The organism is Enterobacter sp. PGRG2, from assembly GCF_030291195.1.
Lineage (GTDB): Bacteria > Pseudomonadota > Gammaproteobacteria > Enterobacterales > Enterobacteriaceae > Enterobacter_D.
Window position 1 is genome coordinate 3,508,525 of record NZ_CP127837.1, and the last position, 25,272, is coordinate 3,533,796.

Annotated in this window: 26 protein-coding genes and 1 pseudogene; 12 read left to right on the forward strand and 15 right to left on the reverse strand. The window is 55.8% G+C overall.

From position 1 onward, the window contains the following. Nucleotides 1-5 precede the first annotated feature (5 nt). From kdsA to hemA, 6 genes and pseudogenes are all read right to left on the reverse strand, one after another. Nucleotides 6-860, reverse strand: coding sequence for a 3-deoxy-8-phosphooctulonate synthase (gene kdsA / locus QRD42_RS15705; protein ID WP_072568673.1), 855 nt, complete (start codon nucleotides 858-860; stop codon nucleotides 6-8). Nucleotides 861-893: 33 nt separating this feature from the next. Next, a complete protein-coding gene (gene sirB1, locus QRD42_RS15710) occupies nucleotides 894-1,703 on the reverse strand; it encodes an invasion regulator SirB1 (protein WP_072568674.1) in 810 nt (269 codons plus the stop codon). Between the two features lie 3 nt (nucleotides 1,704-1,706). Next, nucleotides 1,707-1,888, reverse strand: a pseudogene (locus QRD42_RS15715) (siroheme synthase); the annotation flags it as partial. A gap of 62 nt (nucleotides 1,889-1,950) precedes the next feature. Further along, nucleotides 1,951-2,790 carry a peptide chain release factor N(5)-glutamine methyltransferase gene (gene prmC, locus QRD42_RS15720; RefSeq protein WP_321987578.1) on the reverse strand — a complete coding sequence of 280 codons (840 nt, stop codon included), beginning with the start codon at nucleotides 2,788-2,790 and terminating at the stop codon, nucleotides 1,951-1,953. Continuing rightward, nucleotides 2,790-3,872: a peptide chain release factor 1 gene (gene prfA / locus QRD42_RS15725; RefSeq protein ID WP_321987579.1), complete on the reverse strand. Its 1,083-nt coding sequence runs from the start codon at nucleotides 3,870-3,872 to the stop codon at nucleotides 2,790-2,792. Before prfA ends, prmC begins: the two co-directional genes overlap by 1 nt. Before the next feature lie 41 nt (nucleotides 3,873-3,913). Beyond that, entirely contained in the window at nucleotides 3,914-5,170 is a 1,257-nt protein-coding gene (gene hemA / locus QRD42_RS15730; protein WP_072568677.1) for a glutamyl-tRNA reductase, read from the reverse strand. A 200-nt stretch (nucleotides 5,171-5,370) separates the two neighbouring features. On the opposite strand from hemA, the gene lolB reads away from it, so the two are divergent. The 4 genes from lolB to dauA all read left to right on the forward strand — a co-directional run bounded on the left by lolB (nucleotide 5,371) and on the right by dauA (nucleotide 9,737). Then, nucleotides 5,371-5,994, forward strand: coding sequence for a lipoprotein insertase outer membrane protein LolB (gene lolB / locus QRD42_RS15735; RefSeq protein ID WP_318363690.1), 624 nt, complete (start codon nucleotides 5,371-5,373; stop codon nucleotides 5,992-5,994). Next, complete coding sequence (ispE, locus tag QRD42_RS15740) at nucleotides 5,994-6,860, forward strand: 4-(cytidine 5'-diphospho)-2-C-methyl-D-erythritol kinase (protein ID WP_072569460.1); 867 nt, start codon at nucleotides 5,994-5,996, stop codon at nucleotides 6,858-6,860. The genes lolB and ispE overlap by 1 nt, the downstream gene beginning before the upstream one ends. A gap of 124 nt (nucleotides 6,861-6,984) precedes the next feature. Further along, entirely contained in the window at nucleotides 6,985-7,932 is a 948-nt protein-coding gene (gene prs / locus QRD42_RS15745) for a ribose-phosphate diphosphokinase (protein WP_088218684.1), read from the forward strand. A gap of 116 nt (nucleotides 7,933-8,048) precedes the next feature. Continuing rightward, nucleotides 8,049-9,737 carry a C4-dicarboxylic acid transporter DauA gene (gene dauA / locus QRD42_RS15750; RefSeq protein ID WP_321987580.1) on the forward strand — a complete coding sequence of 563 codons (1,689 nt, stop codon included), beginning with the start codon at nucleotides 8,049-8,051 and terminating at the stop codon, nucleotides 9,735-9,737. 54 nt (nucleotides 9,738-9,791) lie between these two features. On the opposite strand, the gene ychH is transcribed toward dauA, so the two are convergent. Further along, the gene (gene ychH / locus QRD42_RS15755; RefSeq protein ID WP_072568680.1) at nucleotides 9,792-10,070 is read right to left on the reverse strand and encodes a stress-induced protein YchH; all 279 of its coding nucleotides are present in this window, start codon (nucleotides 10,068-10,070) and stop codon (nucleotides 9,792-9,794) included. Between the two features lie 272 nt (nucleotides 10,071-10,342). Between ychH and pth the strand changes: the two genes are divergently transcribed. Then, nucleotides 10,343-10,927, forward strand: coding sequence for an aminoacyl-tRNA hydrolase (gene pth / locus QRD42_RS15760; RefSeq protein ID WP_072568681.1), 585 nt, complete (start codon nucleotides 10,343-10,345; stop codon nucleotides 10,925-10,927). A gap of 126 nt (nucleotides 10,928-11,053) precedes the next feature. Beyond that, nucleotides 11,054-12,145 carry a redox-regulated ATPase YchF gene (ychF, locus tag QRD42_RS15765; RefSeq protein ID WP_072568682.1) on the forward strand — a complete coding sequence of 364 codons (1,092 nt, stop codon included), beginning with the start codon at nucleotides 11,054-11,056 and terminating at the stop codon, nucleotides 12,143-12,145. A 58-nt stretch (nucleotides 12,146-12,203) separates the two neighbouring features. On the opposite strand, the gene QRD42_RS15770 is transcribed toward ychF, so the two are convergent. From QRD42_RS15770 to QRD42_RS15780, 3 genes are read right to left on the reverse strand one after another with little or no spacing between them, the layout of a single operon-like run. Next, nucleotides 12,204-13,208: a FecCD family ABC transporter permease gene (locus QRD42_RS15770; protein ID WP_321987581.1), complete on the reverse strand. Its 1,005-nt coding sequence runs from the start codon at nucleotides 13,206-13,208 to the stop codon at nucleotides 12,204-12,206. After that, nucleotides 13,208-14,164 carry an ABC transporter substrate-binding protein gene (locus tag QRD42_RS15775; RefSeq protein ID WP_321987582.1) on the reverse strand — a complete coding sequence of 319 codons (957 nt, stop codon included), beginning with the start codon at nucleotides 14,162-14,164 and terminating at the stop codon, nucleotides 13,208-13,210. The genes QRD42_RS15770 and QRD42_RS15775 overlap by 1 nt, the downstream gene beginning before the upstream one ends. Nucleotides 14,165-14,184: 20 nt before the next feature. Next, nucleotides 14,185-15,006 carry an ABC transporter ATP-binding protein gene (locus tag QRD42_RS15780; protein WP_321987583.1) on the reverse strand — a complete coding sequence of 274 codons (822 nt, stop codon included), beginning with the start codon at nucleotides 15,004-15,006 and terminating at the stop codon, nucleotides 14,185-14,187. A 231-nt stretch (nucleotides 15,007-15,237) separates the two neighbouring features. Here QRD42_RS15780 and QRD42_RS15785 point away from each other — a divergent pair, with 231 nt between their 5' ends. Further along, nucleotides 15,238-17,631 (forward strand): phosphoketolase, encoded by a 2,394-nt coding sequence (locus QRD42_RS15785; protein ID WP_321987584.1) that lies wholly within the window; start codon nucleotides 15,238-15,240, stop codon nucleotides 17,629-17,631. 45 nt (nucleotides 17,632-17,676) lie between these two features. Here the strand turns inward: QRD42_RS15785 and QRD42_RS15790 are convergent, their stop codons facing one another. Then, on the reverse strand, nucleotides 17,677-18,423 hold the full coding sequence (locus QRD42_RS15790) for a phage antirepressor KilAC domain-containing protein (protein ID WP_072568687.1): 747 nt from the start codon (nucleotides 18,421-18,423) through the stop codon (nucleotides 17,677-17,679). A 206-nt stretch (nucleotides 18,424-18,629) separates the two neighbouring features. Here QRD42_RS15790 and QRD42_RS15795 point away from each other — a divergent pair, with 206 nt between their 5' ends. Further along, nucleotides 18,630-19,154, forward strand: a complete 525-nt coding sequence (locus QRD42_RS15795) for a VOC family protein (protein WP_321987585.1) — start codon at nucleotides 18,630-18,632, stop codon at nucleotides 19,152-19,154. 43 nt (nucleotides 19,155-19,197) lie between these two features. Here the strand turns inward: QRD42_RS15795 and QRD42_RS15800 are convergent, their stop codons facing one another. From QRD42_RS15800 to QRD42_RS15815, 4 genes are all read right to left on the reverse strand, one after another. Further along, nucleotides 19,198-20,736 carry a methyl-accepting chemotaxis protein gene (locus QRD42_RS15800; RefSeq protein ID WP_321987586.1) on the reverse strand — a complete coding sequence of 513 codons (1,539 nt, stop codon included), beginning with the start codon at nucleotides 20,734-20,736 and terminating at the stop codon, nucleotides 19,198-19,200. Between the two features lie 155 nt (nucleotides 20,737-20,891). Next, a complete protein-coding gene (locus QRD42_RS15805; RefSeq protein ID WP_072568690.1) occupies nucleotides 20,892-21,248 on the reverse strand; it encodes a DUF1971 domain-containing protein in 357 nt (118 codons plus the stop codon). A gap of 26 nt (nucleotides 21,249-21,274) precedes the next feature. Further along, nucleotides 21,275-21,613: a DUF1869 domain-containing protein gene (locus tag QRD42_RS15810; protein ID WP_318363726.1), complete on the reverse strand. Its 339-nt coding sequence runs from the start codon at nucleotides 21,611-21,613 to the stop codon at nucleotides 21,275-21,277. 10 nt (nucleotides 21,614-21,623) lie between these two features. Next, complete coding sequence (locus tag QRD42_RS15815) at nucleotides 21,624-21,956, reverse strand: DUF1971 domain-containing protein (protein ID WP_318363699.1); 333 nt, start codon at nucleotides 21,954-21,956, stop codon at nucleotides 21,624-21,626. A 507-nt stretch (nucleotides 21,957-22,463) separates the two neighbouring features. Here QRD42_RS15815 and QRD42_RS15820 point away from each other — a divergent pair. From QRD42_RS15820 to gap, 4 genes are all read left to right on the forward strand, one after another. Further along, complete coding sequence (locus tag QRD42_RS15820; protein WP_321987587.1) at nucleotides 22,464-22,616, forward strand: Hok/Gef family protein; 153 nt, start codon at nucleotides 22,464-22,466, stop codon at nucleotides 22,614-22,616. A gap of 301 nt (nucleotides 22,617-22,917) precedes the next feature. Next, on the forward strand, nucleotides 22,918-23,070 hold the full coding sequence (locus tag QRD42_RS15825; RefSeq protein ID WP_321987588.1) for a Hok/Gef family protein: 153 nt from the start codon (nucleotides 22,918-22,920) through the stop codon (nucleotides 23,068-23,070). 127 nt (nucleotides 23,071-23,197) lie between these two features. Continuing rightward, complete coding sequence (locus tag QRD42_RS15830; RefSeq protein WP_318375885.1) at nucleotides 23,198-24,178, forward strand: GlxA family transcriptional regulator; 981 nt, start codon at nucleotides 23,198-23,200, stop codon at nucleotides 24,176-24,178. A 78-nt stretch (nucleotides 24,179-24,256) separates the two neighbouring features. Continuing rightward, nucleotides 24,257-25,267, forward strand: coding sequence for a type I glyceraldehyde-3-phosphate dehydrogenase (gene gap / locus QRD42_RS15835; protein ID WP_321987589.1), 1,011 nt, complete (start codon nucleotides 24,257-24,259; stop codon nucleotides 25,265-25,267). The last annotated feature ends 5 nt before the right edge of the window (nucleotides 25,268-25,272 follow it).

Here is a 25,272-nt window from a genome sequence, read left to right on the forward strand (position 1 = left end):
AGGAATTAGTGCTCGGTATCCAGCTCAGGGAAGCTTTTCACCAGATCGTCAATGGCTTTGATCTGGGTAAGGAACTGTTCCAGCTTCGCCAGCGGCAGTGCGGACGGGCCGTCGCACTTCGCGTTATCCGGGTCCGGGTGCGCTTCGATAAACAGACCCGCAAGCCCCGTTGCCATGCCGGCGCGTGCCAGCTCGGTCACCTGACCGCGACGGCCGCTTGACGCCGCGCCAAAGGGATCGCGGCACTGCAGGGCGTGGGTCACGTCGAAAATCACCGGGGAGTTGCCGGAGACTTTCTTCATCACGCTGAAGCCGAGCATGTCCACCACCAGGTTGTCGTAGCCGAAGTTAGCGCCACGGTCGCACAGGATCACCTTCTCGTTACCGCCTTCGCGGAATTTATCCACGATGTTGCCCATCTGGCCAGGGCTTACGAACTGCGGTTTCTTCACGTTGATCACCGCACCGGTTTTCGCCATGGCTTCCACCAGGTCGGTCTGACGGGCGAGGAAGGCCGGCAGTTGGATCACGTCAACCACTTCGGATACCGGCTGCGCCTGGCTGGCTTCATGCACGTCGGTGATCACTTTCACGCCAAAGGTCTGCTTCAGCTCCTGGAAGATTTTCATCCCTTCTTCGAGGCCCGGGCCGCGGTAGGAGTGAATAGACGAGCGGTTGGCTTTGTCAAAAGAGGCCTTGAACACGTACGGAATACCCATTTTCTGCGTAACAGTCACGTAGTGTTCACAAATACGCATAGCAAGATCGCGTGACTCCAGCACGTTCATACCGCCAAACAGCACGAACGGCAGGTCGTTTGCCACGTTAATATCGCCAATGCTAACCACTTTTTGTTTCATAGGATCGCCTTATCAGGTTTGGATCGGGAGGTATCAGTGCAGCGTGATCTGCTTGTGCGCGATGTTGTTAATCTGCGCGCGGATCATTTCGCTGATCGGATCTTCCGGACATTGTTCTACAAAATAACTTAAATCATTGAGCGCGACATGGTCGCAGTCGAGCTGGGCATAAATCAGGCCGCGGTCGCGAATTTCATACGGATCTTCAGGATTGAACTGTAACAGCGCTTCGCTGGCGCGCAGGGCCAGCTCCATTTGCTGCTCTTCCATCAGCGCCGATTTCAGCGTATCCAGCAGTTTGCGGATCACTTCGGCGTTGTCGGCCTCGTCCAGATCTTCATTAAAGAGTTCTGCAATCGGGCTGATATTACCCTTGAGCCACACTTCGAGGGTATGCTCGTCCAGCGTGTCGCCGTTGAACGGATTGATCAGCCACATTTCGCTGTCCATCCATTCGGCGCGTAAAATTAACTGCGTCGGGAAGATCACCGGCATCAGCGGAATATCCAGCCTGTCCGCGACCCACAGCAAAATGGCGCCCAGTGAAACGGCGCTGCCCTGACGATTTTTCAGCACGTGATCCAGCCACAGAGCATCTGACAGGCGGTAGACGCCGCGCGTGTCCCGAAAGCCCCACTCACCGTAAAACAGCTCGATGAGTTTCTCCAGTTGCCAGTCCTGAGGCTTCGCCTCGCTAATCTCTTCCCGGGCCAGACTGACCAGCCCTTCCAGCTCGTCGTAGACATACTGTGAGGGGAAATCATCGCGGATCAACTCCGATACGAGGATCATCCCGTCACATAACGGCGCTTTATTAAATTCGAAATCTGCCAACGACTTCATCATTTACCCCAGTAACGGTATTTTTGTGGTGGCGAGTTTAATGATGATGTACAGCACCACCAGCCCCAGCAGAAGCGCGATAAACCCGGCCTGCTGGCTGCGAGGGCAACATTACCCCTGCGCAAGAAAACCCAAAACGCTGTGATGATAACGCCAAATGACGCCTGCGTCAGCCATGCCGCTTTCATCATCGTGACAACAGCGACGAGAAAAGTCATGACGAGACGGGTTAAAGCATTCACCGCGCTTATTCCTGTAGCGCTAACCGGCCAAGCGTGATGCGCTCGTTACCGCCATAATCGCGACAGGTTTCGATCTGCGCATAACCCTCTGCGGCAAAACAGGCGCGAACGGCGGCGCCCTGCTGCCAGCCATGCTCCAGTAGCAGCGTTCCGCCGGGTAGTAAGAATGATTGTGCGTGATGGATAATCCACGCCAGATCCGCCATGCCCTGATCGCCCGCCACCAGCGCGGTGCGCGGTTCAAAGCGCACATCCCCCTGCGACAGGTGCGGATCCTGCTCATCAATGTAGGGCGGGTTACTGACGATCATCGCAAACCGCTCGCCGTCCAGCGCGCTGAACCAGTGGCTTTGTAGCACACTGACGTTGCGGATATGCAGATGCTCCGCGTTGCGCCGGGCAAGGGCCACAGCGTCGGGCATCATATCGACGGCAATCACATCGCAGTCCGGGCGTTCGCTTGCCAGCGCCAGCGCGATTGCGCCGGTGCCGGTGCCCAGATCCAGAATACGACAGGGTGAGTCAGGCAGACGCGCCAGCGCCTGTTCCACCAGACATTCGGTGTCCGGACGGGGTATCAGCGTGGCGGGTGAAACGAAAAGCGGCAGCGACCAGAACTCCCGCACGCCCACCAGATGCGCCACCGGCTCGCCCTGCGCGCGGCGCGCCAGCAGTTCGCTGAGCTGCGCCTGTTCTGCGTCCGTCAGCAGCGTCTCGCCGAAGGCAAGAATAAAAGTGCGGGCGCGTCCGGTGACAAATCCCAGCAGGATCTCGGCATCGCGCCGCGGGCTGTCGCTGCCCGCAAGCTGTTCAATGGCAAGGCGAAGCCAGGCGTGGTAATCCATCAGTCCTGCTCGGAAAGCGCGGCAAGCTGATCGGTCTGGTATTCCTGGACGATAGGCTCGATCAGCATATCCAGTTTTCCTTCCATCACTTCATCCAGACGGTAGAGCGTCAGGTTGATGCGGTGGTCGGTGACGCGGCCCTGCGGGAAGTTATAGGTGCGGTTGCGATCGCTACGGTCGCCGCTGCCCAGCAAGTTACGGCGCGTGGACGCTTCGGCCTGCTGGCGTTTGGCGATTTCGGCGGCGCGAATGCGCGAACCCAGCACGGAGAGCGCTTTGGCTTTGTTTTTGTGCTGGGAACGTTCGTCCTGGCACTCCACCACGATCCCGGTCGGAATGTGGGTGATACGGATCGCCGAATCGGTGGTGTTAACGTGCTGACCGCCCGCGCCGGAGGAGCGGAAGGTATCAATACGCAGATCCGCCGGGTTGATGTCCGGCAGTTCCGCCTCTGGCAATTCCGGCATCAGCGCCACGGTACAGGCGGAAGTGTGAATGCGGCCCTGGGATTCGGTGGCCGGTACGCGCTGTACGCGATGACCGCCGGATTCAAATTTCAGTCGGCCATAGACGCCTTCGCCGCTGATTTTAGCGATAATTTCTTTATAACCGCCATGCTCGCCTTCGTTGGCGCTCATGATCTCCACGCGCCAGCGGCGGGATTCCGCGTAACGGCTGTACATGCGGAACAGATCGCCGGCAAAGAGCGCGGCTTCATCGCCGCCGGTTCCGGCACGCACTTCAAGGTAGGCGTTACGTTCATCATCCGGATCGGTCGGCAGCAACAGCACCTGCAGATGCTGTTCCAGTTGTTCGGTTTTCTCTTTCAGCTCGCGCAGTTCTTCCTGCGCCATGTCGCGCATTTCCGGATCCTCGAGCATCAGCTGCGCGGTTTCCATGTCTTCCTGAACCTGTCGCCAGTCAGTAAAGCAGCGTGAGACATCGCTCAACTGAGCGTATTCGCGCGATAAGGCACGAAAACGATCCTGGTCGGCAATGATCCCTGCGTCGCCCAGCAGCGCCTGTACTTCTTCATGACGCTCGTGCAGGGCTTCCAGTTTGGCAACGATAGAAGGCTTCATAGGCGTAAATGCACCCTGTTCTGTTATTAGAGGTTGTTGTGCTACTCCAGCCCGAGGCTGTTGCGCAGAATATGCAGGCGTTCGTCATCCCCGTTACGGGCAGCCTGCTGAAGAGATTTGGTTGGGGCGTGGATCAGCTTGTTGGTCAGTTTCCACGCGAGATCCTGCATGATGGCCTGCGCATCGCCGCCCTTTTCCAGGGCTGCGAGGGCTTTTGCTGTCAGTTCATCCCGCACCTGTTCGGCCTGGCTGCGGTATTCGCGAATGGTCTCGCTGGCGCTTTGCGCACGCAGCCAGGCCATAAATTCGCTGGTTTCCTGTTCAACGATGGTTTCCGCTTCCACGGCGGCGGCTTTGCGCTGCGCCAGGTTGTGGGAAATGATGCTCTGTAAATCATCGACGCTGTACAGATAGGCGTTCGCCAGCTTGCTGACGTCCGGTTCGACGTCGCGCGGCACGGCGATATCCACCAGCAGCATCGGCTGGTTGCGGCGGGCTTTCAGGGCGCGTTCCACCATGCCTTTGCCGATAATCGGCAGCGGGCTGGCCGTGGAGCTGATAATAATGTCGGCGTCTTTCAGGCGCTCATCAATATCGCTGAGCGAAATCACCTCGGCACCCACTTCATCCGCCAGCACCTGTGCGCGTTCGCGGGTGCGGTTGGCGATGATCATGTTCTTCACTTTATGCTCGCGCAGATGACGCGCCACCAGTTCGATGGTTTCACCCGCGCCGACCAGCATTACCGTGACGGTGGATAACGATTCGAAGATTTGACGCGCCAGCGTACAGGCGGCGAAGGCGACAGAGACGGCGCTGGCGCCGATGTCGGTCTCCGTGCGCACGCGCTTGGCCACCGAGAAGGATTTCTGGAACATACGCTCCAGTTCGGTGGCGTTAAGATGCCCGCGGCTGGAATCGGCGAAGGCTTTTTTCACCTGGCCCAGGATCTGCGGCTCGCCCAGCACCAGTGAATCCAGCCCGCTGGCGACGCGCATCAGATGGCTGACGGCGTCGTTGTCCTGATGCCAGTAGAGGCTTTTACGCAGCTCTTCTTCATTAAGATGATGGTAATCGCACAGCCAGCGGATCAACGCTTCCTGTAAATCGTCACGCTCTTCCACGCTGAGGTAAAGCTCGGTGCGGTTGCACGTCGAGAGCACCACGCCGCCCTGCACCATTGGCTGAGCCAGCAGGCTTTCCAGCGCCTGGTCGAGCGTATCCGGCGAAAACGAAACACGTTCTCGCAACGCAACAGGCGCAGTTTTGTGGTTGATGCCGAGCGCTAAAAGGGTCATGTCAGCGGGAGTAGTACCAGCGTTGATAAGGTTAGTCTGTGCGCATCATACAGGATGCGTGAGGTCAATAAAAGAGAGCGCCCCCTTTTGGAGTAATCGATAATATAATGATTTAAGACAAGTTGAACGTAGACGCTGTGCCGCCGCGGCGCTAGCATTAACGATATAACTGCAACGTATTACAAGGATTTTTCCTCATTATGATGTCAGCCAATACCCGCCTGCTCCGCCTTCTGCCGCTCGCCAGCCTTGTGCTGACCGCATGTACACTCACCGCGCCAAAAGGACCGGGTAAAAGCCCTGACTCCCCGCAGTGGCGGCAGCATCAGCAGGAGGTGCGTAATCTGAACCAGTATCAGACCCGCGGCGCCTTTGCCTATATTTCCCCTGAGCAGAAAGTGTATGCCCGCTATTTCTGGCAGCAAACCGGCCAGGATAACTACCGTCTGCTGTTGACCAATCCGCTGGGCAGCACCGAGCTTGAGCTGAGCGCCCGTCCGGGTAACGTGCAGATCGTCGATAATAAAGGCCAGCGCTATACCGCGACCGATGCGGAAGAGACCATCAGCAAGCTGACCGGCATGCCGATCCCGCTCAATAGCCTGCGCCAGTGGATCCTGGGTCTGCCGGGCGAGGCGACAGACTACAAACTCGACAGCCAGTACCGTCTGAGCGAACTGAACTACTCCGAAGGCGGCAAAACCTGGAAAGTGGTTTACGGCGACTATGACGAGAAAACCAAACCGAGCCTACCCGCCAGCATGGAGCTGACGCAGGACGGACAGCGCATCAAACTCAAAATGGATAACTGGATTGTGAAATGATGACCCAGTGGCCCTCTCCGGCAAAACTTAATCTCTTTTTATATATTACCGGTCAGCGCAGCGATGGTTATCACGAGCTTCAGACGCTGTTTCAGTTTCTGGATTACGGTGACACCCTCAGTATCGCGCCCCGTCACGATGGCGCTATCCGCCTGCTGACGCCGGTGGCTGGCGTGCCGGATGAGGAAAACCTCATCGTGCGCGCGGCGCGGTTATTAATGGACGCCGCCCGTCAGCGCGATTGTCTGCCAGCCGGGAGCGGCGCTGACATCCGCATTGAAAAACGTCTGCCCATGGGCGGCGGTCTGGGCGGCGGCTCATCTAATGCCGCCACCGTGCTGGTGGCGCTGAATCATCTCTGGGGCTGCGGCTTGTCGGTGGATGAACTGGCGGATCTGGGCCTGCAACTTGGCGCGGATGTGCCGGTATTTGTGCGCGGTCATGCGGCCTTCGCAGAGGGCGTCGGTGAGCAGTTGATCCCGGTCGATCCGCCGGAAAAATGGTATCTGGTGATGCATCCCGGCGTCAGTATTCCTACCCCGGTTATTTTCAAAGATCCTGATTTGCCAAGAGACACGCCGAAAAGGTCAATTAATACGTTGCTAAATTGTGAATTCGGCAACGATTGCGAGGTTATCGCAAGAAAACGTTTTCGCGAGGTTGATGCCGCGCTTTCCTGGCTGTTAGAATACGCGCCGTCGCGCCTGACTGGCACAGGAGCTTGTGTCTTTGCTGAATTTGACACCGAGTCCTCTGCGCGTCAGGTGCTGGAGCAAGCCCCGGACTGGCTACATGGTTTTGTCGCGAAAGGTGTAAACCTTTCTCCACTGCACCAGGCTATGTTTGGGCAACCTGAGCTCCGGTGACAACGTCACCCTGTTCCAGACGTTGCATCGCGCTCTTTAATACACCGCTGGATAGTGTTTTGCCTGGCCCGCACAGTTTTTGGCGACGCTATCCACCACTGGACGCATGCCTGAGGTTCTTCTCGTGCCTGATATGAAGCTTTTTGCTGGTAACGCCACCCCGGAACTAGCACAACGTATTGCCAACCGCCTGTACACTTCCCTCGGCGACGCCGCTGTAGGTCGCTTTAGCGACGGCGAAGTCAGCGTACAAATTAATGAAAATGTACGCGGTGGTGATATTTTCATCATCCAGTCCACTTGTGCTCCCACCAATGACAACCTCATGGAGTTGGTTGTTATGGTTGATGCGCTGCGTCGTGCTTCTGCAGGTCGTATCACCGCTGTTATTCCTTACTTTGGCTATGCCCGTCAGGATCGCCGCGTGCGTTCCGCGCGTGTGCCTATTACCGCAAAAGTTGTCGCCGATTTCCTCTCCAGCGTGGGCGTTGACCGCGTACTGACCGTTGACCTGCATGCTGAACAGATCCAGGGCTTCTTTGATGTGCCGGTTGATAACGTGTTCGGCAGCCCGATCCTGCTGGAAGACATGCTGCAACTGAATCTGGATAACCCAATTGTGGTTTCTCCGGACATCGGCGGCGTGGTGCGTGCCCGTGCTATCGCCAAACTGCTTAACGATACCGATATGGCTATCATCGACAAACGTCGCCCGCGCGCGAACGTCTCCCAGGTGATGCACATTATTGGTGACGTGGCCGGTCGTGACTGCGTGCTGGTTGACGATATGATCGATACCGGCGGTACCCTGTGTAAGGCGGCTGAAGCCCTGAAAGAACGTGGCGCCAAGCGTGTATTCGCCTACGCGACTCACCCGATCTTCTCCGGCAATGCGGCTAACAATCTGCGTCATTCCGTCATCGACGAAGTAGTGGTTTGCGACACCATTCCGCTGACTGACGAAATCAAATCTCTGCCGAACGTCCGTACCCTGACCCTGTCAGGCATGCTGGCGGAAGCGATTCGTCGTATCAGCAACGAAGAATCCATCTCTGCGATGTTCGAGCACTAATCGGACACAGCGTAAAAACCCGCCGCGGCGGGTTTTTTTGTCTGTGATTTTTATTTGTATGATTAATGCTTTCCATTTTAATTATTCATGAAATAAATGGATTGCGCCTGAATGAAATGAAAACAGTGAAAAAATTGACGTCTTTTGATGCTCTTCCTTTTCGCGCCCTTATCGACGCCTGCTGGAAAGAAAAATACTCTCTGTCGCGCTTTACCCGCGATCTGATTGCCGGGATCACCGTCGGCATTATTGCCATCCCGCTGGCGATGGCGCTGGCGATAGGCAGCGGCGTGGCCCCGCAGTATGGTCTGTACACGTCGGCGGTTGCCGGGATTGTCATTGCGCTGACCGGCGGCTCGCGCTTCAGCGTCTCCGGTCCTACTGCCGCTTTTGTGGTGATCCTTTATCCGGTATCTCAACAGTTCGGACTGGCGGGGCTGCTGGTCGCCACTCTGATGTCCGGCGTATTCCTGATCCTGTTTGGCCTCGCCCGTTTTGGTCGCCTGATTGAGTATATTCCGCTGTCGGTCACCCTCGGGTTTACCTCGGGGATCGGCATTACCATCGCCACCATGCAGATCAAAGATTTTCTCGGTTTGCACCTGACGCAGGTCCCCGAACATTATCTGCAAAAAGTAGGCGCGCTGGCAGGCGCGCTGCCGACACTCAATCCGGGGGATGCCGCCATCGGCGTGGTGACCCTTGGCACGCTGATTTTCTGGCCCCGGCTTGGGATCCGCCTGCCCGGCCATCTGCCCGCGCTGCTGGCCGGTTGCGCCGTGATGGTGGTGGTTAACCTCGCGGGCGGCCATGTGGCGACCATCGGTTCGCAGTTCCATTATGTGCTGGCAGACGGCACCCGCGGCAACGGTATTCCGCAACTGCTGCCGCAGCTGGTGCTGCCCTGGGATATGCCGGGATCGGACTTTACCCTGAGCTGGGCCTCCCTGCGCGCCCTGCTTCCTGCCGCTTTTTCTATGGCGATGCTTGGCGCCATTGAGTCTCTGCTTTGCGCGGTCGTGCTCGACGGCATGACCGGCACGCGGCATAAAGCCAACGGCGAACTCATTGGCCAGGGGCTGGGAAACCTGGTGGCGCCTTTCTTTGGCGGCATTACCGCCACCGCCGCCATCGCCCGTTCGGCGGCCAACGTGCGCGCCGGAGCAACCTCTCCTGTTTCCTCTGTCATCCACGCTTTGCTGGTGATCCTCGCGCTGCTGATCTTAGCCCCGCTGCTCTCCTGGCTGCCGCTGTCGGCGATGGCCGCGCTGCTGTTGATGGTGGCATGGAATATGAGCGAAGCGCATAAAGTGGTGAACCTGCTGCGCACCGGCCCGCAAGACGACATCATTGTCATGCTGCTGTGCATGTCGCTGACGGTGCTGTTCGATATGGTGATCGCCATCAGCGTCGGCATCGTTCTCGCCTCGCTGCTGTTTATGCGCCGTATTGCGCGCATGACGCGGCTGGCAACGGTAAATGTCGAAGTGCCGGAAGATGTACTGGTGCTGCGGGTGATCGGACCGTTATTTTTCGCGGCGGCAGACAGCCTGTTTACCGATCTGGCGACGCGCTGCGTGGGCAAACGCATAGTGGTGCTGAAATGTGATGCGGTGCCGGTGCTGGACGCGGGCGGGCTGGATGCGTTTAAGCGCTTGGTGGAACGTCTGCCGGAAGGGTGTGAACTGCGGGTGAGTAATCTGGAGTTCCAGCCGCTGCGCACTATGGCGCGAGCGGGTATTAAGCCGATTGAAGGGCGTCTGTCATTCTATCCGGATAAAACTGCGGCGCTGGCCGATCTGTGACGCTATGGCCCGGCGGCGCAAGCTTGCCGGGCCTGAAGGCCAGAACCAATGTTATCAGCTGTGGCGATGATTCTGGTCGCGGCGGCAGCGTTTATCGTAGTGACGCACCCACCAGTACTTATCGCATACCTGTTCATGCCCGCCGACGCGCGCCCCCGCCAGCCACAGGATCGCACCGACGAAGATGCTTAAAATAGCGCCATGGGCGAAGTATTGCGGCAGGTCAAACTGCGGAAGCTGATTCAGTATGGAGTAGCCCACGCCAACCACCATCACCACCAGCCCTAACCCCATTAATACGTTACCGAGCAACGACGCGTTTTTGCGTTTCATCTGTCACCTCCGGGATGCCGGGTTGCAGGGAAAAGTCCCTGTTCCTTGTGTGTAAAGTATAGGCAACACCCCGCAGAACGGTTGCGGCGACGATCACAGTTATTAACATCAGATAAACACAACTTTACATATAAACCGCTGAACTGCTTGATTTTCTAATAGTTCACACTCTGAATTATTGGGGTTTCCTGATAACCGCAGCAGAACTTTGTCAACCGGCCCCGCACCACGTAAACTACGCCCCAGAATGTGATCCCTTCAGGAACGAAGACGTGACGATTAAACTCATTGTCGGCCTGGCCAATCCAGGCGCTGAGTATGCTGCCACCCGCCACAATGCGGGTGCATGGTATGTTGATTTACTGGCCGAACGCTTTCGCGCGCCACTGCGTGAAGAGCCAAAATTCTTCGGTTTCACCTCGCGCATTAATGTTGCCGGCGCCGATGTGCGCCTGCTGGTGCCCACCACCTTTATGAACCTCAGCGGTAAAGCCGTGGCAGCGATGGCCACCTTCTATCGCATCAATCCGGATGAGATCCTGGTGGCGCATGATGAGCTGGACCTGCCGCCGGGCGTGGCAAAATTCAAACTGGGCGGCGGTCATGGCGGGCATAACGGCCTGAAAGACATTATCAGCAAGCTGGGCAATAACCCCAATTTTCATCGCTTACGGGTGGGAATTGGTCATCCGGGCGATAAAAACAAAGTTGTTGGCTTCGTGCTGGGCAAACCGCCTGTCTCCGAACAGAAGCTGATCGACGATGCGGTAGACGAAGCGGCGCGCTGTACCGAAATCTGGCTTACGGATGGGTTAACCAAAGCGACCAACCGGCTGCATACTTTTAAGGCCCAGTAAGCGCGGTGCATGGCTTTTTTGCCCCGCACGATGATGGTTACGTGTATAATAGGCAGAGTTATTAACTTTTCTACAATCTGTTATCTCTAACGGGTTGAATATCAAGACATTAAGGTGATTTAAACCATGGGATTCAAATGCGGTATCGTCGGCTTGCCGAACGTCGGTAAATCTACCCTGTTCAATGCGCTCACCAAAGCGGGCATCGAAGCGGCGAACTTCCCGTTCTGTACCATTGAGCCGAATACCGGCGTTGTGCCGATGCCTGACCCGCGTCTGGATCAGCTGGCTGAAATCGTCAAGCCGCAGCGCATTCTGCCGACCACCATGGAATTCGTGGATATTGCAGGCCTGGTCAAAGGCGCTTCCAAAGGTGAAGGCCTGGGCAACCAGTTCCTGACCAACATCCGTGAAACCGAAGCTATTGGTCACGTGGTGCGTTGCTTCGAAAACGACAACATTATCCACGTGAATAATAAAGTCGATCCGGCTGAAGATATCGACGTCATCAACACCGAGCTGGCGCTGTCCGATCTGGACACCTGCGAGCGCGCCCTGCACCGCGTGCAGAAAAAAGCCAAAGGCGGCGATAAAGACGCGAAGGCTGAACAGGCGGCGCTGGAAAAATGTCTGCCTCACCTTGCTGAAGCGGGCATGCTGCGTTCCCTGAACCTGACCGACGAAGACAAAGCCGCGATCCGCTACCTGAGCTTCCTGACGCTGAAACCGACCATGTACATCGCCAACGTTAACGAAGACGGTTTTGAAAACAACCCGTACCTCGATAAAGTGCGCGAAATTGCCGCCAAAGAAGGTTCAGTGGTGGTTGCCGTTTGTGCGGCGGTTGAAGCGGATATCGCTGAGCTGGACGATGCCGATCGCGCTGAATTTATGGCGGAAATGGGTCTGGAAGAGCCGGGCCTGAACCGTGTGATCCGTGCCGGTTACGAACTGCTGAACCTGCAAACTTACTTCACCGCTGGCGTGAAAGAAGTGCGTGCCTGGACCATCCCGGTTGGCGCCACTGCCCCGCAGGCTGCCGGTAAGATCCATACCGATTTCGAAAAAGGCTTTATCCGCGCCCAGACTATCGCGTTTGAAGACTTTATCGCCTATAAAGGCGAACAGGGCGCGAAAGAAGCCGGTAAGATGCGTGCGGAAGGCAAAGATTACATCGTTAAAGATGGCGACGTGATGAACTTCCTGTTCAACGTCTGACGATCGCGTTATACCTGCTCAAATCCACGCTCCGGCGTGGATTTTTTTTGCCTGCGCTTCAGGGTGCGTTCCGTGCCAGTAAGGTGATAATAAACACGCCACCGATACCCGCCGTGATAATGCCAATCGGCAACTCCTGCGGCGCCAGCATCGTCCGGCTGACAATATCCCCGCCGCACAGCAGGATCGCCCCCCAGATGCCGCATAACGGCAGCAAGCGCAGATGCTTTACCCCCGCGAAATGCCGGCACAGGTGCGGCACCATTAATCCCACGAAGCCAATCACGCCGGTTAATGCCACCAGCAGTGAGGTCGCCAGCGCGCAGCAGAGAAAAATCTCGATGCGCAGGCGGCTGACGTTAATACCCAGCGAGAGCGCGGTCTGTTCTCCGGCCAGTACGCCATCCAGGGCGCGCCAGCGGAACAGGACAAAAATAACGATCACCAGCAGACTGAGCAGCGCGAAAGGCAGATTACTCCAGGCGGCTAACCCCAGCCCGCCCAGTGACCAGAACAGCACGGAACTGGCTGCCCGCTGATCGCCGGAAAAAATCAAATAGCTGGTGAGCGCGCCAAATAAAAACGAGATGGCCAGCCCGCAAAGCACCAGATGCTCAGCGCCGCGTTGTTTTTTAAAATGGAACAGGAGCAGTACCGCGATTGCCGAACAAAGCCCCCCGGCAAAGGCCGCGACGGGCAGCGTCAGGGCACCCAGCCGATCGCCAAAACGGGTGATCACCAGAACCGCCCCGGCTGACGCGCCGGATGAGAGGCCAAACAGGAAGGGATCCGCCAGGTCATTACGCGTGGTGGTCTGCAGTAGCGCCCCGACCATCGCCAGCCCCGCCCCGGTCAGTGCCGCAAGGAGTATCCTGGGTAAGCGCAAATCCGTGACGATAGTGGTGACCATAGCTGTTACCGGTACGTCCACCACCTTCAGCGCCCCCAGCACCTGCAACAGCGTGAGTGGAACCGCGCCGCGGGTAATACTGAACAGCATTAAGCCGATCAACACCGCCAGCGCGCCCCACATCGCCCAGTGATAGCGGTACGCCATACGCATTAATTTGCCGCCGTCGGGTACATCGCCCGCGCCAGCTTTTCCACCGCCTCAACGTTAGCCGGTCCCGGCGTCAGTTCGGCATACTGAAGTTTAAGGTAGCGCTGATGCTGAACCGCGGGGGTTTGTTTCATTAGCGGATGATTTTCCAGAAAATGACGCAGCGCGTCCGCGCCGCTGCCCGTCTGGTAATCCAGCAAAATGATAAAGTCCGGCGCCGTCGCCGCGACGCTTTCCCAGGAGGTCGTGCCCCAGCTGGTCTCCAGCGCGTCCAGCGCATTTTTGCCGCCAGCCGCCTCAATAATCGCTTCAGGCATAGCGTATTTGCCGCTGGTAAAGGGCTTATCCTCGCCTGAATCATAAACAAAGACCTTTAAAGGTCGGGTTCCCGCGGCCCGCTCTGGTAAGGCATTGAGTCTTTTTTTCCAGCCGCTGACCAGCGCCTGCGCCTCTTCGCGCTTACCAAAAATCTTACCCAGCGTCAGGACGTCGTTATACAACAGACCCATAGTGGCTTTATTTTTGTGTGCGGTGGTGAATACGCAGCTTTCACTGAGAACAAAGGTCCTGATGCCGTATCTGGCTAAGGTATCCGGCGTCACTTCACCGCCGGGCTTCATGCCATAGTTCCAGCCGGCAAAAAAGAAATCAGGTTCCGCGGCCAGTAAGACCTCAAGCCCGGGATACTTTGGCGCCAGTTCCGGGATCGTCCCCATCGCCTGTTTAAATTGCGGCGTCATCTTGTACCAGCCGCTGATCCCCGTCAGCCCGACAATGCGATCCTGCAGATGCAGCGCAAAGGCCATTTCCGCCATATTCAGATCGTTGATAATCGCTCTTTTCGGCGGGCCGGTGAAAGTCACCGGCGTTCCGCAACTCTCGATAGTCACCGGAAAATCGGCCGCGCTGGCTGCAGAAACAGACAGCACGGCCAGCAGGGTAATAAGCATTTTTTGCATGACTGGCTCTCAGAATTGATTTACGCACAATGAGGTACTTCGAAAATACGCAACGCCCTTCCTGTCTCAGGGTGCGGTACGGTAAAGCTGGTTAATCCAAAGACGGGATACAGGTGTTCTGAAATCAGAACCTTATCCGGGGTGTCGCAGATTGTGGAACGCCCCTGTGACAGGAGAAGCACCCGATCGGCAAAGGAACCCGTGAGGGTCAGATCGTGCAAAACCGCCACCACCGCCATCCCCTTACTTTTCACCAGCGACAGTAATTCCTCGCGCCCGGGGGGATCGAGATGATTGGTCGGTTCATCCAGCAGGACCAGATCAGGCGTCTGCGCCAGTACACGTGCCAGCACCGCCCGCTGCCTTTCGCCGCCAGAAAGGGCAAACAGCGATCGCCTGCGCAGGTGCTGCAATCCGCTTTCTTTAATGGCGCTGGCGATAATCGCGTCATCTTCATGGCGCGGCACACGTCCGGCATGAGGAATACGCCCCAGCGCCACATAGTCTTCCAGGGAAAGCCGTAAATCAGGCGTATCATTTTGCGCCAGTACAGCTACCTGTCTGGCCCGTTGTTGAGGAGATAGACAGGATAAAGAACGGCCCCGCAGACGAATGTCGCCGTGAAGGGACGTCAGTTCCTGACTGATGGCCCGTAATAATGACGATTTCCCGCTACCGTTAGGCCCGATAATGGCCAGGCATTCCCCGGTTTTAACCGTAAAGCGGATGTCTGAAAGTAGCCTTCCGCCCCCCGGTCGCCCGGAAGACCGGATATCGACACTCAGAATGCAATCCTGTGCATCCGCATGGCCTGTTTGCGGGATAGCGCTGTTGTTTTTCACGATGCTGTTTACTGATCAAGAAACACATGCATTATGTTATAACATAACATCAAACAGAAAATCCATTTTCTCAGATGCTGCGATTTATGCCCCCCGCCCATGACATAAAGATCAAACGCGGGTTTTCTTTTCAGACTATCCCCTGCCATACCCGCCTTACCCTCTTCCTGATTTATGCCAGGCTTGTACTACCTTCTGTTTTACTGGCACCGCTAACCATCCGGGGAACGCATGACACAGACATCTTCTCTTTCTGACCATGACATTGCACTCATCGATCGCTACTGGCGAGCCGCGAATTATCTCTCCGTCGGGCAAATTTATCTGATGGATAACCCCTTACTGCGCGAGCCGCTTAAACCGGAACATATCAAACCGCGCCTGCTGGGGCACTGGGGTACCACGCCCGGCCTGAATTTTATTTATGCTCATCTCAACCGCGCCATCCGCGAGCGCGATCTGAATATGATCTATATCTGCGGCCCCGGGCATGGCGGGCCGGGCATGGTGGCGAACACCTGGCTTGAAGGCAGCTACAGCGAAATTTATCCGGACGTCAGCCAGGACGCCGCAGGGATGCAGAAGCTGTTTAAACAGTTTTCCTTCCCTGGCGGTATTCCAAGCCACGCTGCCCCGGAAACGCCAGGGTCGATTAACGAAGGAGGCGAGCTGGGCTACTCGCTGTCGCATGCTTTTGGCGCGGTGTTTGACAACCCTTCATTGATCGCTGCCTGCGTCATTGGCGATGGCGAAGCGGAAACCGGCCCGCTGGCGTCCAGCTGGTTCGGCAATAAATTTATCAATGCGGCGCGCGACGGCGCGGTGCTGCCGATCCTGCACCTGAATGGCTATAAAATTGCCAATCCGACGATCCTCGGTCGCGCCAGCGATGAGGATTTGCAGGATCTTTTCCGGGGTTATGGTTATGAGCCGCTGCTGGTAAGCGGTCACGAGCCGGAAAAAATGCATCGCCAGATGGCGGAAACCCTCGATAACGCCCTCAATGCTATCCGCGATTATCAGCAGCAGGCGCGAGCGGGTACGGCGTCTTCCACGCTGCCCCGCTGGCCGATGATAATCCTGCGCAGTCCAAAAGGCTGGACGGGTCCTCAGACCGTGGATGATAAAAAGGTGGAAGATTTCTGGCGTGCGCATCAGGTGCCCGTCTCCGCCTGCCGGGAAAACAACGATCATCGTCACATCCTGGAACAGTGGATGCGCAGCTATCAGCCGGACGATCTCTTTGACGAGAAAGGTCTGCTGAAAGAAGAGCTGCGCGCCCTCGCCCCGTCCGGTGAGAAGCGCATGGGGGCATCGCCCTGGGCAAACGGGGGGCTGCTGCGCCGTGAGCTGAACACACCGCCGCTGCGGGAATTTGCGGTTGATGTCGCCTCACCCGGCGAGACGCAAACCGGCACCACCGCCGCGCTGGGGGCTTATCTGGCGGGAATTTTTCAGCAAAACCCGGATAACTTCCGCCTGTTCGGGCCGGATGAAACCGAATCGAACCGGCTGGGCAAAGTTTTCGATGTCACCAGTCGTACCTGGCTGCTGCCGAAAAAAAGCTATGATGAACAACTGGCGGCGGATGGCCGGGTAATGGAAATCCTGAGCGAGCATCAGTGTCAGGGCTGGCTGGAGGGGTATCTGCTTACCGGCCGCCACGGTCTGTTTAACTGCTATGAAGCCTTTATACATATTGTCGATTCGATGTTTAACCAGCACGCGAAATGGCTGAAAGTCACGCGTAAGCTTCCCTGGCGTAAACCGGTTTCCTCGCTTAACTATCTGCTTTCATCACACGTATGGCGGCAGGATCATAATGGCTACAGCCATCAGGATCCGGGATTTATTGATCATGTGGCGAATAAAAAAGCCGATATTGTGCGCATCTATCTGCCGCCTGATGCCAATACCCTGCTCTGCGTCGCCGATCACTGCCTGAAAACCTGGGATCGCATTAACGTGATTGTCGCCGGGAAACAGCCTTCGCCTCAGTGGTTGACGCTGGAGGAAGCGGAAAAACACTGCGCGGCGGGCATGGGGATCTGGCACTGGGCCGGTACCGTTCAGGAAGGTGAAAAGCCGGATGTGGTGATTGGTTGTGCGGGGGATGTGCCGACAATGGAGGCGCTGGCGGCGGTGGATCTGCTGCGCGGCTATCTGCCGGAGTTGCGCATTCAGGTGGTGAACGTGGTGGATCTGATGGCATTGCAGACAAAGGATCAGCATCCGCACGGTCTTGACGACGACGCTTTTGAGGCGCTTTTCCCGTCGGATACGCCGGTGATTTTTGCGTTCCACGGTTATCCGGGACTGATCCACCGCCTGGCCTATAAGCGCAAGAACCAGCAGCATTTCCACGTGCATGGATTTATTGAAGAAGGCACCACAACCACGCCGTTTGACATGACGGTGCTCAATGAACTGGACCGCTTCCATCTGGCGCAGGATGCCATTCAGCATATCCCTTCGCTGGCAGGAAAAGCGGATGCCATTCTTGATGCGCTGGCGGAAAAAATCGCCGACCATCACCGTTATGTGCGGGAATACGGCGAGGATCTGCCGGAGGTACAGGGATGGAAATGGCCATCACAGCAGGATAGCGCAAATATTCCTGAATAAAAAAACGGCTGCACCAGTTACTGATGCAGCCGTTCATCCTGCGCCTTAAAACCAGCCCGGCCCCTGCGCCAGCTCTTTACGCTCAGGCGGCCGGGTGTCAATCGGACGGGCGGCGAGATGCTTCGCCCACAGATCCGCGACCCACTTCACCCCTTTTTGCGTAAAGCGCGCCTGTGACCAGGTATGCCGGTTCTCACCGGTACCGCCATGCAGAGTAAAATAGCCTGCCTGGATATGATGCAGCGGCGGCGTCAGCGTGCCGTTGGTGCGCATCATAATGTTGCGCTCCAGCAGGAAATTACGAAAATCCACTTCTTTCGCCTTCAGCATTTTGCACAGCTGACGAAAACCCAGCGACTCATTTACCTGCACAAACTCATCGAAAAAGGCCGCCTTAGGGGCAAATAGCTCAAGCTGCTTTTCCGCACGCTGGCACCGCTCATACTGTTCGGCCCAGGCACGCGCCGCCGCAGCCGGATTGGTGAAATCCGGCAGGCTGATGTCTTTTTCACGCTCCTGCCAGCGATCCAGCATCTCTGCGGTATAGGCTGGAGAAATGCGTGCCACCGTCAGCAGCGAGTCCCGTTTATTCAACAAGAACTCTTCGCGCATCTCACCGTCGGATTCGTACTGGTTGCCCGTGACAGGCGATGAGAGACGTTGCGCGGTTTCCAGGCTTTTGACCATACGCTTCACTTCAGTGTGGGCAACGCCCATCAACTTCGCCAGCTCACGGCTGCTCATTGTCACGGCCCGATTCTGCGCCTGGAGAGTATCTACAGAAATCATCATAGGGTTCACCACTCACTTCATTGACACAATAACCACCAAACTGAGGAAATAATAAACAATCGCTGTGTATTTATCCAGTATTATTTTTGTTCACCCGGGATTAACGCCCGCAGGAAAATTTCCTGTCGCCTGTGACAATGGTCACCTTTCTGCCAGGATTAAAATATGTGGATTAATCAATCAGGTAACACATCACAGGAGAAAGAATGTCTATTCGCGGTATCGAACACATTGGCATCACGGTTTCTGATTTAGCCCAGGCAGAACAATTTTTTATCGGCGCGCTGGGGGCTTCTGTACTGTACAGACTGATCCCGCCCGGGGATGACAGTAAACGGGTGGAAGGTGAAAATATGAATCCCCTGAATGGTTTTCCGCCTGAATTGAACGTGATTGGCCTGTCGATGCTGCGCCTGGCAAATGGCAGCAATGTTGAGTTGTTCCAGACTGCGCCTGCGGTCAACGATCGCCCTGCACATCCTGGCCTGCCGGGTATTAATCATTTTTCCGTATACGTCGACGATATTCACAAAGCGGGCGTACAGATGCGCGCCCACGGGGCTAAGATGTTCGACGGGCCTTCAGACTGCTTTGGTCAGGAAGAAGGCCACGGAAATCAGACCTGGTTTGGCATGACGCCGTTTGGCGTGTTAATCGAACTGATTTCCCTGCCTGCCGGGGTGAATTGTGACGACGGCACAACGCAGCAGCGCTGGATCCCGGCACCATAAATAAAAAATCCACGCGGCTGCGTGGATTTTTCTTTGTAAGCGATCAGTTGAGTTTAAATACGGCCACGGTTTCTTCCAGAACTTTTGACTGCTCCTGGAGAGAATGCGCGGCCGCAGAAGCCTCTTCCACCAGCGCGGCGTTTTGTTGCGTCACCGTATCCATCTGCGCCACCGCCTGATTGATCTGCTCAATGCCGCGGCTTTGCTCGCCGGTTGACAGGGCAATTTCAGACATCAGCTCGGAAACCTGCCTCACAGAGGTAATAATACGCTGCATGCTTGCCCCCGCGCTGGTCACGCGTTCGCTGCCCAGCAGTACCTGCTTACCGGATTGCTCAATAAGCTCTTTGATCTCTTTTGCCGCCACGGATGAGCGCTGCGCCAGGTTACGCACTTCACTCGCCACCACCGCAAAACCACGCCCCTGCTCCCCTGCGCGGGCCGCTTCCACCGCCGCGTTAAGCGCCAGGATATTGGTCTGGAAGGCGATGTCTTCAATGATGCCAATGATGGTGTCGATTTTGCCGGAGCTGGATTCGATTTCCTTCATGGATACCACCGCTTCTTCTACAATGGCGTTGCCTTCCTGCGCGGCGCTGCGCATGTTGCTGGCGAGCGCGTTAGCCTGGAGGGTGTTTTCTGAAGTATGTTTCACCGTTGAGGTAAGCTGTTCCATGCTGGCTGCCGTCTGCCCCAGCGACGCGGCCTGCTCCTCAGTACGCGCCGACAGATCGGTATTCCCGGCGGCAATTTCTTCGGCTGCATGGGCCACGCTCTGGCTGGAGTGACGAACCTGGGCAATGATCTCCACCAGCGCAAGACGCATCTGATCCAGCGACGACAACATGTCTCCAATTTCATCCCGTGCATGGGAAATCACCGGGACATGCAGTTCGCCCGCCGCCATTTTCTGACAGTGCAGACGCGCCCTGTCCAGCGGTGATAACACACGGCGGCGCAGCAGGACGTAAATGGCAGCGATGATCAGCGTAAATACCAGCGCAAAAAGACCAATCGTCAGCATGCTGTTCATAAAGCGATTCTGCGCTTCATTGTTCAGACGCTGGGCGTATTTTTCGCGGAACGCCAGCAGGTTATCCAGCGTAATTTCAAACTGACGATCGAGCTGCGGAATAGAGGTGCTGACCAGCTGATTAAAGCGGGCGCTATCGTTGCGGCTTGCGGCGTCCACCAGCGGGCGCAGTCCCTCATCAACATAGGCCTGCCAGGCGAGACGGTAAGGCGCGGCGAATTCTTCTTCGCCAGCCACGCGCGGCGCGGCCTGATAGTTATTAAACGCCGCTGTCGCTTTTTGCATTGTCTCATTCGCGCTGGTCAGCGACGCCTGCGCTTTCTGGTTATCGCCCAGGGACGCGTTAATCATCGCCTCCATTAAACGCACCCGCAGCGTGCGGCTGTGGTTAATAGGATCGATAACGGAAAGGACGACACGAATTTCCTTGTTCACATTATCAAGCGACTGATTACTACGGGTGAGTGACCAGAGACTGGAGGCCGCGCTGGCGAGAAAAATACAGAGTAAAAAAGTGAAAACGAGAACTGAAAAACGCCTTACTGACATGATATACCCTTGCATAATAGTGCTATGTAAAAACTAACGCCTCAGAATGAAGAGCGTCATCAGCAGTTATCGGCAAATGGTATGGTTAACTTAGTAAAAATAAGGATATTTACAGACCAGTCCGCCCTGACCGGCCTGCGTCTTTTACCCCGGACTTAGCTGCGATGAGTATTGACTACCTGACCAATACCCTTACCTTCCAGCGTTTCCTGCGGATCGGCAAAGAAATCAATATTAAAGTACGTATCGTCGGTCAGCAGTTCGACGTGATGCCAGTATTCCGGTGGGCTGATGCCAAAATGCCCGGCCTCAATAACCACTTCGATTTCCGGCGTGGCGTCATGTTCGCTGGCGAAGCCATAGTACTTCACCGCGCCCTGCATCACGGATAACCGGCCATAAACCCCTTTTTTGGTGTTATGGTGCGTTAACAGCGCCTGCGGCACCGTCTCTTTAGTCCAGAACGGGGTGGAACGGGTGTGACGAAAATGAACGGGAATTTGTAAAGCCATAACGGGAACCTCCGATTTTAGTCGTGTTACCAGCCACAAACATTAGTCTCTTCATCTGACTCGTAGCCACGAACGATATTAATCAGGTCTTTAACGGCATCAGCAACAACAAGGGGATCCCTGAGTTCGTCAATGCTGTCAAAATCTTTATCCACGGATACGCCATTATTATTATTGGTAACAGTCAGCACAAAATCCTTATCGTTTTCTTTGCTGTCAGATAATCCTGCAACCAATTCTGTTACCGCCTGCACAGCAATATCCGGGACATATAACGCCATCGGTTTGAGATAGATTTTTTCCTGAACCTCTTTACTGCGGCGATTTTCCACTGCTAAAGAATAGCCTTTATTATCAGGTGCCATCATACTTTCCTTAACCTTCAATCAAAATTTGCGGATCGACGTAAAAATCCACGCAGAACAGGGTGTCATCGGTTAGCGCTTCGATGTTATGCCATTTCTCGGGCGGAAATACCCCAAACTCACCGGCGTTAATTGTTAACGTCTCAATGGGTTGCGGGCTGGTTTCATCGGCGTAACCGTAATAACGAATAATGCCGCGCATCACGCTCAGACGGGGATAGACGCCCTGTCGCGTTCCGGCATCCAGATGCCGACGCCAGATAGAAGAAGGTGCGGTCTCTTTAGTCCAGAAAGGCGTACTGCGGGTGTGAATATAATTAGCGGGTATAACGATACGTTGCATGTTTCAACCTCGTTCATTTCGTTAAGCGCGGCTTAACGGGAGGGGAAAACCTTATGTTGCATATCATATACCTGTTTTATAATTTGTGGACTACTTTTTAGAAATAATTTTCCGCTCTTAATGTTAAATATTTACATCGTTTATTAACACGTGCTGTCATTTGTCCTGCCGCTGAGCATAAAAGGATAATTAATATAAAATGCTGCTATATACCCCTTATTAACTATTGCAATAAGGCAAGCCAGTAACTTGAGTAGAAAAATATTACTCCTTAATAATTACGCGCAAAAAACTTGATGAATTCCTAAAAGTAAGGCGAAAGATCAGTAGGTAACAAATTTCTGGTGGCGGAAAGGTAAACTGCCGGCGGGTGCTTGAGGCTTTCTGGCTTTGAGCATTTGCAAGGTYCRGAAAGACGAAAGCCCCAGGMGATGTTAATCAACCTGAGGCCAACGTATGAACCTCGACAATTCAGATGTTAGTCTCTTCTTCGCACGGAGGCAAGACATGCTGACAAAGTACGCCCTGGTGGCAATCATCGTGCTGTGTTTCACAGCGCTGGGATTCACGCTGRTGGTGCGCGATTCACTCTGTGAACTGAGCATTAAAGAGCGTGGTATGGAGTTTAAGGCCGTTCTCGCTTACGAACCGAAGAAGTAGCCTGAACGCGGGGCCTCAGTCCCCGCGTATCTGGTTGCCGGGTTGAATCCTCAATGCACCCGTTTCTTTTCTGTTACTGCCCCACCTTTATATATTCCTAAAAGCAAATAACGACCTTCAATCGTGATAGCTTTCACAATATCGCCATGTAGGATCGCGGGTGGGTGCTTGAGGCTTTCTGGCTTTGAGCATTTGCAAGGTTCAGAAAGACGAAAGCCCCAGGAGATGTTAATCAACCTGAGGCCAACGTATGAACCTAAGCAATTCAGATGTTAGTCTCTTCTTCGCACGGAGGCAAGWCATGCTGACAAAGTACGCCCTGGTGGCAATCATYGTGCTGTGTTTSACAGCGCTGGGATTCACGCTGRTGGTGCGCGATTCACTYTGTGAACTGAGCATYAAAGAGCGTGGTATGGAGTTTAAGGCCGTYCTCGCTTACGAACCGAAGAAGTAGCCTGAACGCGGGGGCTCAGTCCCCGCGTGTCTGGTTGCCGGGTTGAATTCTCAATGCACCCGTTTCCTTGCTCTCTTCCAGCCATACCCATATTGACTTATTTTGTTATCAGCGTACTTTTCAGGACATGAAAACTTTTTTGATTATTGTTCCCGATGGCGGCATGTTGTTCGAAGCTGCCGGTATCGCCGATATCCTGATGCAGGCCAACCGCGTGCAGGCAGAGCAGCACGCGCCGCCGCGCTATCAGATCACCATTGCCACCACTCAGCCGCACCAGGTGATCCACGGGCAGTCGGGGTTGAACCTGCTGGCGGATTATCGTCTGCCGCAGCTCGATCCGCGTGAGCCCCGCGACACCATTATGATCACCGGGCGCGGCACAAATGAAGATGAAGGCGTGGCGGTGGTCGACTGGCTGCGTCTTGCCGCCCCGCACGCCAGGCGGGTAGTGTCTGTTTGCGGCGGCGCGATGCTACTGGCGCAGGCTGGCCTGCTGAACGGACGACGTGCCACGACACACTGGAAGCTGCTGGAGGAGATGAAATCCCGCTATCCACTGGTGGCAGTGGAAAGCGGCCCGCTCTATGTTCAGGACGGCCCGATCTGGACCTCCGGCGGCGTGAGTTCCGGGTTTGATCTGACGCTTGCGCTGGTAGAGGATGATTACGGATTTACCCTCGCCCGTGAAGTGGCCCAGGATCTGGTGATGTATCTGCGTCGCCCTGGCGGGCAGATGCAGTTCAGCCGTTTCCAGCTGCAAAACTGCGATCTTCCCGGCCCGATAGGTGAATTACAACGCTGGATCCTCAATAACCTCTCTGCTGATTTATCCGTTGAAAATCTGGCGGATCGGGTGGCAATGAGCCCGCGCAATTTCACCCGTGTCTTTACCCGCGACGCGGGTGTCTCTCCCGCGCGCTTTGTGGCGGAAGCCCGGCTGGCCGCAGCACGCCACCAGCTGGAGCAGACCCGCGACACCCTGGAGCGGGTCGCCATCAGCACGGGCTTTGGCTCCAGCATCAATCTGCGCCGCATTTTCGAGAAGCAGCTCAAGCTGACGCCCGGCGAATACCGGCAGCGATTTCACAGCCGCAATCTGGCGTAATGTGATCCATTTTTGTCATTTACGCCACCCCTGACCCGGCCTACTCTGAATGCAGAAACCGCATAACAGGAGGCTATCATGGTTAAGATCGGTATTAATGGCTTCGGCAGGATCGGACGCAATATGCTGCGTGCCGCGCTGGGTAGCGACGACATTCAGATCGTGGCAATTAACGACCTCACCGACAGCAAAACCCTCGCGCATCTGCTGAAATACGACACCCTGCTTGGCACCCTTGCCGCGCCGGTGGAAGCCAGCGAAGGCGAGCTGAAAGTAGACGGCAACGCCATCCGCGTCTTCTCTGAGCGCGATCCGGCGAACATTCCGTGGAGCAGCGTGGGTGTTGAGATAGTGATTGAAGCCACTGGTTTCTTCACCGAGCGTGAAAAAGCCGAAGTGCATATCACCCACGGCGGCGCGAAACGCGTGATCATCTCCGCCCCGGCGAAAAACGACGACCTGACCGTGGTGCTGGGCGTTAACCATGAAAATTACGATCCAGAAAAACACTTTGTGGTCAGCAATGGCAGCTGCACCACTAACGGCCTCGCCCCTGCCGCCCAGGTTTTACATCAGCATTTTGGTATCGAGCACGGGCTGATGAATACCACCCACGCTTACACCAACAGCCAGGCGCTGCACGATCAGCCGGAGAAAGATCTGCGCGGCGCACGAGCAGCGGCGGAGTCGATTGTGCCCTACTCCAGCGGTGCGGCGAAAGCCCTCGGCAAAGTGATCCCGGAACTGGACGGTCGCCTGACCGGGTACTCGCTGCGCGTTCCGGTGCCGGTGGTATCTATTGTCGATTTGACCGTCACCCTGAAACGCGACGTTACCGTTGAAGAAATCAACGCCGCCTTCCGGGAGGCAGCCGCATCCGGTCCGCTACAGGGCATTCTGGGTTACAGCGACGAACCGCTGGTGTCGAGCGATTACCGTGGCGATCCCCGCTCATCCATTATCGACGGCCTGTCCACGCTGGTGATTGGCGGTAATCTGGTGAAAATCCTCGCCTGGTATGATAACGAATGGGGCTTCTCGAACCGGCTGGTGGATCTGGCGCGGTTGATGGCGAAACGCGGGTTGTGATTGAT

What these genes read in the sequence shown, in the direction of transcription:
- ychF (WP_072568682.1), top strand. Translation starts at nt 11,054, where the DNA reads ATGGGATTCAAATGCGGTATCGTCGGCTTGCCGAACGTCGGTAAATCT.
- sirB1 (WP_072568674.1), bottom strand. Translation starts at nt 1,703, where the DNA reads ATGAAGTCGTTGGCAGATTTCGAATTTAATAAAGCGCCGTTATGTGAC.
- QRD42_RS15775 (WP_321987582.1), bottom strand. Translation starts at nt 14,164, where the DNA reads ATGCAAAAAATGCTTATTACCCTGCTGGCCGTGCTGTCTGTTTCTGCA.
- kdsA (WP_072568673.1), bottom strand. Translation starts at nt 860, where the DNA reads ATGAAACAAAAAGTGGTTAGCATTGGCGATATTAACGTGGCAAACGAC.
- QRD42_RS15810 (WP_318363726.1), bottom strand. Translation starts at nt 21,613, where the DNA reads ATGGCACCTGATAATAAAGGCTATTCTTTAGCAGTGGAAAATCGCCGC.
- QRD42_RS15830 (WP_318375885.1), top strand. Translation starts at nt 23,198, where the DNA reads ATGAAAACTTTTTTGATTATTGTTCCCGATGGCGGCATGTTGTTCGAA.
- QRD42_RS15795 (WP_321987585.1), top strand. Translation starts at nt 18,630, where the DNA reads ATGTCTATTCGCGGTATCGAACACATTGGCATCACGGTTTCTGATTTA.
- QRD42_RS15770 (WP_321987581.1), bottom strand. Translation starts at nt 13,208, where the DNA reads ATGCGTATGGCGTACCGCTATCACTGGGCGATGTGGGGCGCGCTGGCG.
- lolB (WP_318363690.1), top strand. Translation starts at nt 5,371, where the DNA reads ATGATGTCAGCCAATACCCGCCTGCTCCGCCTTCTGCCGCTCGCCAGC.
- QRD42_RS15790 (WP_072568687.1), bottom strand. Translation starts at nt 18,423, where the DNA reads ATGATGATTTCTGTAGATACTCTCCAGGCGCAGAATCGGGCCGTGACA.
- ispE (WP_072569460.1), top strand. Translation starts at nt 5,994, where the DNA reads ATGACCCAGTGGCCCTCTCCGGCAAAACTTAATCTCTTTTTATATATT.
- prfA (WP_321987579.1), bottom strand. Translation starts at nt 3,872, where the DNA reads ATGAAGCCTTCTATCGTTGCCAAACTGGAAGCCCTGCACGAGCGTCAT.
- ychH (WP_072568680.1), bottom strand. Translation starts at nt 10,070, where the DNA reads ATGAAACGCAAAAACGCGTCGTTGCTCGGTAACGTATTAATGGGGTTA.
- QRD42_RS15815 (WP_318363699.1), bottom strand. Translation starts at nt 21,956, where the DNA reads ATGCAACGTATCGTTATACCCGCTAATTATATTCACACCCGCAGTACG.
- QRD42_RS15805 (WP_072568690.1), bottom strand. Translation starts at nt 21,248, where the DNA reads ATGGCTTTACAAATTCCCGTTCATTTTCGTCACACCCGTTCCACCCCG.
- prmC (WP_321987578.1), bottom strand. Translation starts at nt 2,790, where the DNA reads ATGGATTACCACGCCTGGCTTCGCCTTGCCATTGAACAGCTTGCGGGC.
- dauA (WP_321987580.1), top strand. Translation starts at nt 8,049, where the DNA reads ATGAAAACAGTGAAAAAATTGACGTCTTTTGATGCTCTTCCTTTTCGC.
- QRD42_RS15800 (WP_321987586.1), bottom strand. Translation starts at nt 20,736, where the DNA reads ATGTCAGTAAGGCGTTTTTCAGTTCTCGTTTTCACTTTTTTACTCTGT.
- QRD42_RS15785 (WP_321987584.1), top strand. Translation starts at nt 15,238, where the DNA reads ATGACACAGACATCTTCTCTTTCTGACCATGACATTGCACTCATCGAT.
- gap (WP_321987589.1), top strand. Translation starts at nt 24,257, where the DNA reads ATGGTTAAGATCGGTATTAATGGCTTCGGCAGGATCGGACGCAATATG.
- hemA (WP_072568677.1), bottom strand. Translation starts at nt 5,170, where the DNA reads ATGACCCTTTTAGCGCTCGGCATCAACCACAAAACTGCGCCTGTTGCG.